The following is an 8,207-nucleotide window of genomic DNA, read 5'->3' as shown; positions in this document are numbered from 1 at the left end:
TCGGGGTTCGACAGCGCGAAGTATTTGTGCGCGACCGGCTGCGCCGCCTCCAGCGTGATCCGCGTGTAATCGGGCGACGGCCACAGGCGTGAGGCGGACAGTTGCAGCGCCTGGGCCCAGCCCGACGCCAGCAAACCGCACAACAGGAAAGTTTTCAGCAGGGCGTGCAACATGCCTCCAGGTAACGGGCGCCGCGCGGGCTGGTGGCTTCGCATTCGGCATCACGGCTGTCGTCGTCGATCCGCAGGCGGACCACCACGTCCGGCGGCGGCAGCCAGCCGGCAGCCTTCTCCGGCCATTCGATCAGGCTCACCGCCTGGCCGCCGCCGACATCGCGAAACCCGGCGTCCAGCCATTCGCGCGGGTCGTGCAAACGATACAGGTCGAAATGATACAGCTCAAATGCGGGCAGGCTATAGGTTTCCACCAGGGTATAGGTCGGGCTTTTCACCCGTCCGCTGTGGCCCAGCGCCCGCAACAGTCCGCGCACCAGGGTCGTCTTGCCCGCCCCCAGATCGCCTTCGAGGTAGAACGTCAGTCCGGGCGTCAGTTCCCGCGCCAGCCGCGCGCCGAAGGCCAGCGTCGCAGCCTCGTCGGCCAGATGGCAGCGGCATCGCACGGTATCATCGCGTTTATGCATGAACGGGATTTAAGCCGGCTGGCGCAGCAAATCAAGCAATGGGGGCGCGAGCTCGGCTTTGCCGCGGTAGGCATTGCCGACGGTGAGTTGAGTGCCGCCGAAGCGGGTTTGCAGGCGTGGCTGGATCGGGGTTTTCATGGCGAGATGGATTATATGGCGGCGCACGGCGTCAAGCGCAGCCGGCCGGCCGAACTGGTGCCCGGCACCGTCCGCATCATCAGCGCGCGGCTGGATTATTTTCCGCCCGCCGCTGCCGACCCGCATGCGGTGCTGGATGACGCCGGCGCGGCCTACGTCTCCCGCTACGCGCTCGGGCGCGACTACCATAAAGTCTTGCGCAAGCTCCTGCAAAGCCTGGCCGAAAAAATTGGCGCGGAAATCGGCGAACACCGTTTCCGCGTCTTCACCGACAGCGCGCCGGTGCTGGAAGTGGAGCTCGCCAGCAAGTCCGGCCTCGGCTGGCGCGGCAAACACACCCTGCTCTTGAACCGGCAGCACGGATCGTGGTTTTTCCTCGGCGAGATCTACACCGACCTGCCGCTGCCGGTGGACGCGCCCGCAACCGCCCATTGCGGGTCCTGCCAGGCCTGCCTCGACGTCTGCCCGACGCAGGCCATCGTCGCCCCCTACACGCTCGACGCGCGGCGCTGCATTTCCTATCTCACCATCGAACTCAAGGGCAGCATCCCGCTGGATTTGCGTCCCCTGCTGGGCAACCGCATCTACGGCTGCGACGACTGCCAGCTGGCGTGCCCATGGAACCGCTTCGCGCAGACCGCCGCGCTGCCGGACTTTGGCGTGCGGAACGGGCTCGACAGTGCGCAACTGGTGGATTTGTTTGCCTGGAGCGAAACGGATTTCAACGAGCGCCTGGCCGGTTCGCCGATCCGCCGCATCGGGCATGAACGCTGGCTGCGCAATATCGCAGTGGCGCTGGGCAACGCGCCGCCCTCGCCGGAGATTCAGGCCGCACTCGGTACCCGCCTGCAGCACCCGTCCGAACCGGTGCGCGAGCACGTGGCGTGGGCGCTGGCGCGCCAGCAAACGATTTAAGCCGCGCGCAGTTCATCCCGCGCATGGCGGATCACCGACGCGCCCGAACTCAGCGCCAGCCCTGCCAGCACCAGCGCCACCGCGATATCCGGCCAGCCCTGCGACGTCGCCCACACCCCGGCCGCCGCCGCCATCACCGCCAGGTTGCCGAGCGCGTCGTTGCGCGAGCACAGCCACACCGAGCGCGCCTGCGCGTCGCCGCCACGATGGGCGAACAGCAGCGCCGCCACGCCGAGGTTGACCGCCAGCGCCAAGAGGCTCACCCAGCCCATGACGACCGGCTCCGGCACGATGCCGGCCGACCACTGCCAGGCCGATTTGCCGAGCACGAACACGCCGTAGCCGACCATCAGCCAACCCTTCCACAGCGCGGTGCGCGAACGCCACACCGGCGCGAGGCCAAGCACGAACAGGGCGACGCCGTAGTTGCCGGCGTCGCCCAGAAAATCGACCGCGTCGGCCAGCAGCGACACTGACTGCGCCGCAAAGCTCGCCGCCAGTTCGACGCCGAACATCAGCGCGTTCAGCACCAGCGCGATCCACAGCGCGCGCCGGTAGCGCGGATCGGGCGGCGCCGCGGCGCACACCGAATCGCAGCCGCAGCCGCTCATGCCGGATGCCGCCGCAGACGGCCCTGAAGGTAAAATGCGGTCTTTAGTCACCCCGCCATCCTGCCACCCATGTCCACGCATGCACACTCCCCCATCGGCGTATTCGATTCCGGCATCGGCGGGCTGACGGTGGTGCGCGCGCTGATGGAGCGCCTGCCCTACGAGAACATCGTCTATTTCGGCGACACCGCGCGCGTCCCCTACGGCGTGAAGTCGGTCGAGACCATCGCCCACTTCACCACCCAGATCGCGCAGTTCCTGCTGGAAAAGGACGTCAAGCTGCTGGTCATCGCCTGCAACACCATGGCGGCGGTGGCGGCGCAGGTGGTCAAGGACCTGTCGCCGGTGCCGGTGCTCGACGTCATCGACGCCGGCGCGGTATCGGCGCGCGGCGGCAGGAAGATCGGCGTCATCGGCACCCCCACCACCATCAACAGCAACGCCTACGCACGCGCCATCCACGACTACGCGCCCGACTCGCGCATCCATTCGCAGGCCTGCGCGCTGTTCGTGCCGCTGGTGGAGGAAGGCTGGCTCGACCACGAGGTGACGCGGCTGACCGCGCAGGAATACATGAAGCCGCTGCTGACCGAGCACATCGACACCCTGGTGCTCGGTTGCACCCACTACCCGCTCTTGAAGCCGCTGCTGCGCCAGGTGGTCGGCGACGGGGTCGCGCTGGTCGATTCCGCCGAAGCCATGGCCGAGCAGGTCGCCGCGGTGCTGGCCGAGAAGAAGCTCGCCAACCCCGGCCCGGCCCGGCCGCGCTACGACTTTTACGTCACCGACGTGCCGCTCAGGTTCCAGACCATCGGCGAGCGCTTTCTGGGGCGCACGCTCAACAACGTGCATGTGGTGAAGTGGTAGCCGCCCAGCCCTGCGCATGATCCGGGTCAACGCCCGGATCGAACTCGACGAGCGCGAAATCCAGGAGGATTTCGTGCGCGCCTCGGGCCCCGGCGGGCAGAACGTCAACAAGGTGTCGAGCGCGGTGCAGCTGCGCTTCGACGTCGCCCGCTCGCCTTCGCTACCCGACCCGGTACGCGCGCGCCTCATCGCCCTGGCCGGCAGCCGCCTCACCCACGACGGCGTGCTGATCCTCTCGGCCGAACGCTACCGCAGCCAGCGGCGCAACCGCGACGATGCGCGGCAACGGCTGCTGGCGCTGATCCGCGAAGCCTGCGAAGTGGAGACGCCGCGCCGCCCCACGCGACCTACGCTGGCTTCCAAAAAGCGACGGCTGGACAGCAAGCAGCGGCGGGGCGAAACCAAAAAGCTGCGGGGATTGAAGCCAGGGACGGACAACAACTGAGCCGGCGCAGCGCGCTTTTCTAGCCGAACGTCAGCCCCATCGCCTCGCGCACGTCGCGCATGGTGTCGCGCGCCAGCTCCTGCGCCTTCTCGCAGCCGTCGGCGAGGATGTTGCGGACCTGGTCGGGGTTGTCCTCGTAATACTGCGCACGCTCGCGGATCGGCGCGAGCTCGGCGAGCACGGCGTCGATCACCGGCTGCTTGCATTCGATGCAGCCAATGCCGGCGCTGGTGCACCCCGCGGTGACCCATTGGCGGGTCGCGTCGTCGGAATACACCTGGTGAAATTGCCACACCGGGCAATTGGCCGGATTGCCCGGGTCGGTGCGGCGCACGCGCGCGGGGTCGGTCGGCATGGTGCGGATTTTCCTGCTGACGGTCTCGGGGTCTTCGCGCAGGGCAATGGTATTGCCGTAGGACTTGGACATCTTCTGCCCGTCCAGTCCCGGCATTTTCGACGCCTCGGTCAAGAGCGCGTCGGGCTCGGCGAGGATCATCTTGCCGGAGCCCTCCAGATAGCCGAATAGCCGTTCGCGGTCGTTCATCGACAGGTTCTGGGCGTCGTTGAGCAATGCCTGGGCGGATTCCAGCGCCTCCTCGTCGCCCTGCTCCTGATAGGCAGTGCGGCACTCCTCGTACAAGCGGGCCTTCTTCGAGCCGAGCTTCTTGACCGCGGCGCGCGCCTTGTCTTCGAATCCCGCCTCGCGGCCATACATGTGGTTGAAGCGGCGCGCCAGTTCACGGGTAAATTCGATGTGCGGAATCTGGTCCTCGCCAACCGGCACCCGGTTGGCGCGGTAGATCAGGATGTCGGCGCTCATCAGCAGCGGATAGCCAAGGAAACCGTAGGTCGAGAGGTCCTTGCTGGCCAGCTTTTCCTGCTGGTCCTTGTAGGTGGGCACGCGTTCCAGCCAGCCGAGCGGCGTCATCATCGACAGCAAGAGATGCAGTTCGGCATGCTCGATCACGCGCGACTGCACGAACAGCGTGGCCTGCGCCGGGTCGATCCCCGCGGCGAGCCAGTCGACCACCATGTCGCGGGCGTTATCCTCGATCACCTGCGGCGTGTCGTAATGCGTGGTCAGCGCGTGCCAGTCGGCAACGAAAAACAGGCACTGATATTCGTTCTGCAGGCGCAGCCAGTTTTTCAGGACGCCATGGTAGTGGCCCAGGTGCAGGCGCCCGGTGGGGCGCATGCCGGAGAGAACGCGGTCGGAATACATTTTTGGAGTCGAGAGTTAAGAGCGAAGGGTCGGGAGTAATGTGGGGTCAGGCCAGCACGACCTGGATCAGGCGGGCCAACTGCAAGGGTTCGAGTCCGGCGACCAGCGCGACGAGGCCGATGAACAGGCTGATCAGCGGCCACAGGATGATGCCGAGTATGCCGGTGAACAACAGGCCGAGCAGGATGAACAGGCCATAGGGCTCCAGCCGGGAAAACTGCATCGCCTGCTTCATCGGCAAGAGGCTGACGGCGATGCGACCGCCGTCGAGCGGCGGCAGCGGAATCAGGTTCAGCGCCATCAGGATGACGTTGATGAACACGCCGGCGGCGCCCATCAGCATCAGCGGCGCGCTGGCGAAACCGCTGCCGAGCGCATGGCCGAGCTGGATCATCAGCGCCCAGAACAGCGCCATGACGAAATTCATGCCGGGGCCGGCCAGGGCGACCCACAGCATGTCCTGCTTGGGGCGGCGCAGGCGGGAAAAATTGACCGGAACCGGCTTGGCCCAGCCGAACAGGATGGCGCCGCCGCCGAGCAGCTTGCTGGTCAGCAGGATCACCAGCGGCACCAGGATGGTGCCCACCGGGTCGATGTGCTTGAGCGGGTTCGCGGTGATGCGCCCCGCCGCGGCGGCGGTCATGTCGCCGAAGAAGCGCGCGACGTAACCGTGCGCGGCTTCGTGCAGGGTGATGGCGAAAATCACCGGCAGCGCGAACACGGCAATTTTCTGGATCAGGGTCAATTCCATGCAGGATCAGGCCTCGAAGTCCGAGGTGTCGCCCTTGCCGAAGCGCAGCACCACCGGGACATCCGATGTCATGTCGACCACGGTGGTCGGGGTCAGGCCGCAGGCGCCGCCGTCGATGACCAGATCGACCTGGTGCTCCAGGCGCTCACGGATTTCCCATGGCTCCGTCAGCGGCACATCTTCGCCGTACAGCAGCAGCGTGGACGACAGGATTGGCTCGTCCAGCTCGGCCAGCAGCGCCTGCACGATAGGATGCGCGGGGACCCGAAGGCCGATGGTGTCGTGCTTCTTGTGCAGCAGCCGCTTCGGCACTTCGCGCGTGCCGCGCAGGATGAAGGTGTAGGCGCCGGGGGTGTGCGCCTTCAGGAAACGGAACTGGGTGTTGTCCACCTGCGCGTAGCGCCCGAGTTCGGACAGGTCGCGGCAGATCAGCGTGAGGTCGTGCCCGGTGTCGAGTCCGCGCACCGACAGCAGCCGCATCGCCGCTTCCTTGTCACCGATCTTGCAACCCAGCGCGTAGCACGAATCGGTGGGATAAACGATCACGCCGCCGCGCTTGAGGATATCCACCGCCTGCTGGATCAGTCGGGGCTGCGGATTGCCGGCATGAATATTGAAAAATTGCGCCATAGATGCTGATGCTCAGGCCAGGGAAGAAGAAAAATGGGTTGCCAGCTCCGGCCAGCCCTGCCACACCGGCTGGCAATAATGCGGCAGTGCAGGCAGGCGGCCGATATCGGCGCCCTCGCCCGGCGCATGGAAATCCGTTCCACGCGAGGCCTTGAGGCTGAACGCGCGCGCCAGGTCGGCAAACTTGCCGTATTCGGTGGGGTGATGGCTGCCGCTGATGACTTCGATGCCTTCGCCGCCCAGCGCACGGAAAGCGTCCAGCAGCAGGTGCAGTTCACGCGCGTTGAACGCATAGCGCCCGGGATGCGCGATCACCGCCGTGCCGCCGCTGGCATGGATCCAGCCGACGGCGTTTTCCAGCGTGGTCCATTGGTGTTCGACGTAGCCGGGATTGCCGCGCGTGAGAAAACGCCTGAACGCAGTGCGCATGTCGGGGACGTGGCCCTGCGCCACCAGCCAGCGCGCAAAATGGGTGCGTCCCACCAGCTGCTTGTTGGCCGCGTAGCCGCAGGCGCCCGCGTAGGCGCCGGCGATGCCGGACTGTGCCAGATCGTCCCCCATCCGCCGGGCGCGCTCGACGCGCCCGCGGCGGATGCCGTGCAGGCCGGCAGCCAGTTCAGGATGCTGCGGATCGATGCGCAGACCGATGATGTGCACGGTCTGGCCACCCCAGCTCACCGAGATTTCGACGCCGGGGATCAGCCTCAGCCCTGCCGTCTCCGCCACCGCCTGTGCAGCGACAATTCCCGCCACGTCGTCGTGATCGGTCAGCGCGAGCGCGTGCACGCCATTCGCCGCGGCGCGCGCGACGACTTCGGCGGGCGACAACACACCGTCGGACATATTGGAATGGCAATGCAGATCGATATTGAGCATCGATGATCGGATCGGGCGGAGAGGGCCAAAAGCGCTTGGTCGGGAGGGGGAATCATAGCAAAATACGCAGTCCCCCGAATTGCAGCCGGTCGCCAAGCGCAAACATAATGAAGAAATTACTGTTTGACCTCTTTCCCGTCATCGTCTTCTTCATCGCCTACAAAATAGGCGATGCCAACGCCGAAGCCACGCGCGCCTTCCTGGCAGGACTCGGCCTGCCGCAGCCGCTGGGCGCCAGCGAAAAACCCGGCATCTACCTCGCCACCCTGGTCGCCATCGTCGCCAGCTTCGGGCAAATCGGCTGGGTCAAGCTGCGCGGCCACAAGGTGGAAACCATGATGTGGGTCAGCCTCGGCATCATCGTGCTGTTCGGCGGCGCCACCCTGTGGCTGCACGACGAGAACTTCATCAAATGGAAGCCGACCGTGCTGTACTGGATTTTCGCCGCCATCATTTTTGGCGCTGCCGCTTTTGGCCGCAACGTCATCAAAAGTTTAATGAACGCGCAAATGGAACTTCCCGACGTTGCCTGGAGTCGGTTAAACGCGAGTTGGGGCGGATTTTTCGCCTTCATGGGGGTTGCAAACCTGTTGGTCGCCTTCAACTTCTCGACCGATGCCTGGGTCAACTTCAAGCTGTTCGGCAGTCTGGGGCTGATGCTGGTGTTCGTCATCGGCCAAAGCATGATGCTGACCAAATATCTGGACAAGGAAGAAAAGCGATAATGTTCTATGCCATCGTCGGACAGGACGGACCCGACAGTCTCACCAAGCGGCTGGCCGCCCGCCCCGCGCACCTTGAGCGCCTGCATGCCTTGCAGCAGGCGGGGCGCCTGCTGCTGGCCGGCCCCTTCCCCGCCATCGACAGCGACGCCCCTGGCGCAGCCGGCTTTTCCGGCAGCCTGATCGTCGCCGAATTCGACTCGCTGGCCGATGCGCAGGCATGGGCCGATGCCGATCCCTACGTGGCCGCCGGCGTCTACGCAGAGGTCAGCGTCAAACCCTTCAAGAAAGTGTTGCCCGCATGAGCACGGCCGACCTGATCCGCCAGCGCCTCGCCGCGCTGGAGCCCGAAACCTACACCCTGGAAGACGAAAGCGCCCAGCACAAGGG

Annotated in this window: 11 protein-coding genes; 5 read left to right on the top strand and 6 right to left on the bottom strand. The window is 65.8% G+C overall.

The window, feature by feature from the left end; all coding sequences use genetic code 11:
• Positions 1-154 precede the first annotated feature (154 nt).
• Positions 155-640 carry a tRNA (adenosine(37)-N6)-threonylcarbamoyltransferase complex ATPase subunit type 1 TsaE gene (tsaE, locus tag BGO62_RS09140; protein WP_296641582.1) on the bottom strand — a complete coding sequence of 162 codons (486 nt, stop codon included), beginning with the start codon at positions 638-640 and terminating at the stop codon, positions 155-157.
• Between tsaE and queG the strand changes: the two genes are divergently transcribed.
• A complete protein-coding gene (queG, locus tag BGO62_RS09135) occupies positions 635-1,693 on the top strand; it encodes a tRNA epoxyqueuosine(34) reductase QueG (protein WP_296641579.1) in 1,059 nt (352 codons plus the stop codon). The two genes, tsaE and queG, sit on opposite strands and share 6 nt — an antisense overlap.
• On the opposite strand, the gene BGO62_RS09130 is transcribed toward queG, so the two are convergent.
• Entirely contained in the window at positions 1,690-2,304 is a 615-nt protein-coding gene (locus BGO62_RS09130) for a cation transporter (RefSeq protein WP_296641578.1), read from the bottom strand. The genes queG and BGO62_RS09130 overlap by 4 nt on opposite strands.
• Before the next feature lie 69 nt (positions 2,305-2,373).
• Here BGO62_RS09130 and murI point away from each other — a divergent pair, with 69 nt between their 5' ends.
• Both murI and arfB read left to right on the top strand, forming a co-directional pair.
• The gene (gene murI / locus BGO62_RS09125) at positions 2,374-3,171 is read left to right on the top strand and encodes a glutamate racemase (protein ID WP_296641576.1); all 798 of its coding nucleotides are present in this window, start codon (positions 2,374-2,376) and stop codon (positions 3,169-3,171) included.
• A gap of 16 nt (positions 3,172-3,187) precedes the next feature.
• Positions 3,188-3,616 (top strand): alternative ribosome rescue aminoacyl-tRNA hydrolase ArfB, encoded by a 429-nt coding sequence (gene arfB, locus BGO62_RS09120; protein WP_296641575.1) that lies wholly within the window; start codon positions 3,188-3,190, stop codon positions 3,614-3,616.
• A gap of 19 nt (positions 3,617-3,635) precedes the next feature.
• Here arfB and BGO62_RS09115 read toward each other — a convergent pair whose 3' ends face one another.
• The 4 genes from BGO62_RS09115 to BGO62_RS09100 are packed head-to-tail and all read right to left on the bottom strand — an operon-like array spanning position 3,636 to position 7,095.
• A complete protein-coding gene (locus tag BGO62_RS09115) occupies positions 3,636-4,838 on the bottom strand; it encodes a tryptophan--tRNA ligase (protein WP_296641572.1) in 1,203 nt (400 codons plus the stop codon).
• A 46-nt stretch (positions 4,839-4,884) separates the two neighbouring features.
• Entirely contained in the window at positions 4,885-5,589 is a 705-nt protein-coding gene (locus tag BGO62_RS09110) for a site-2 protease family protein (RefSeq protein ID WP_296641570.1), read from the bottom strand.
• A 6-nt stretch (positions 5,590-5,595) separates the two neighbouring features.
• Complete coding sequence (locus BGO62_RS09105) at positions 5,596-6,219, bottom strand: L-threonylcarbamoyladenylate synthase (RefSeq protein WP_296641568.1); 624 nt, start codon at positions 6,217-6,219, stop codon at positions 5,596-5,598.
• Positions 6,220-6,231: 12 nt separating this feature from the next.
• On the bottom strand, positions 6,232-7,095 hold the full coding sequence (locus tag BGO62_RS09100; RefSeq protein WP_296641565.1) for a 3',5'-nucleoside bisphosphate phosphatase: 864 nt from the start codon (positions 7,093-7,095) through the stop codon (positions 6,232-6,234).
• Between the two features lie 107 nt (positions 7,096-7,202).
• On the opposite strand from BGO62_RS09100, the gene BGO62_RS09095 reads away from it, so the two are divergent.
• The gene (locus BGO62_RS09095) at positions 7,203-7,820 is read left to right on the top strand and encodes a septation protein A (RefSeq protein WP_296641563.1); all 618 of its coding nucleotides are present in this window, start codon (positions 7,203-7,205) and stop codon (positions 7,818-7,820) included.
• Positions 7,820-8,122: a YciI family protein gene (locus BGO62_RS09090; RefSeq protein ID WP_296641562.1), complete on the top strand. Its 303-nt coding sequence runs from the start codon at positions 7,820-7,822 to the stop codon at positions 8,120-8,122. The genes BGO62_RS09095 and BGO62_RS09090 overlap by 1 nt, the downstream gene beginning before the upstream one ends.
• Positions 8,123-8,207 lie beyond the last annotated feature (85 nt).

Origin of the sequence: Thiobacillus sp. 65-1402 (assembly GCF_001897685.1) — a bacterium.
Lineage (GTDB): Bacteria > Pseudomonadota > Gammaproteobacteria > Burkholderiales > Thiobacillaceae > Thiobacillus.
Note: the sequence above shows the minus strand (reverse complement) of the source record. Positions and strands in the feature narration are given on the sequence as shown.

What these genes read in the sequence shown, in the direction of transcription:
- BGO62_RS09105 (WP_296641568.1), bottom strand. Translation starts at nt 6,219, where the DNA reads ATGGCGCAATTTTTCAATATTCATGCCGGCAATCCGCAGCCCCGACTG.
- BGO62_RS09090 (WP_296641562.1), top strand. Translation starts at nt 7,820, where the DNA reads ATGTTCTATGCCATCGTCGGACAGGACGGACCCGACAGTCTCACCAAG.
- arfB (WP_296641575.1), top strand. Translation starts at nt 3,188, where the DNA reads ATGATCCGGGTCAACGCCCGGATCGAACTCGACGAGCGCGAAATCCAG.
- BGO62_RS09110 (WP_296641570.1), bottom strand. Translation starts at nt 5,589, where the DNA reads ATGGAATTGACCCTGATCCAGAAAATTGCCGTGTTCGCGCTGCCGGTG.
- BGO62_RS09095 (WP_296641563.1), top strand. Translation starts at nt 7,203, where the DNA reads ATGAAGAAATTACTGTTTGACCTCTTTCCCGTCATCGTCTTCTTCATC.
- BGO62_RS09100 (WP_296641565.1), bottom strand. Translation starts at nt 7,095, where the DNA reads ATGCTCAATATCGATCTGCATTGCCATTCCAATATGTCCGACGGTGTG.
- tsaE (WP_296641582.1), bottom strand. Translation starts at nt 640, where the DNA reads ATGCATAAACGCGATGATACCGTGCGATGCCGCTGCCATCTGGCCGAC.
- murI (WP_296641576.1), top strand. Translation starts at nt 2,374, where the DNA reads ATGTCCACGCATGCACACTCCCCCATCGGCGTATTCGATTCCGGCATC.
- queG (WP_296641579.1), top strand. Translation starts at nt 635, where the DNA reads ATGCATGAACGGGATTTAAGCCGGCTGGCGCAGCAAATCAAGCAATGG.
- BGO62_RS09115 (WP_296641572.1), bottom strand. Translation starts at nt 4,838, where the DNA reads ATGTATTCCGACCGCGTTCTCTCCGGCATGCGCCCCACCGGGCGCCTG.
- BGO62_RS09130 (WP_296641578.1), bottom strand. Translation starts at nt 2,304, where the DNA reads ATGAGCGGCTGCGGCTGCGATTCGGTGTGCGCCGCGGCGCCGCCCGAT.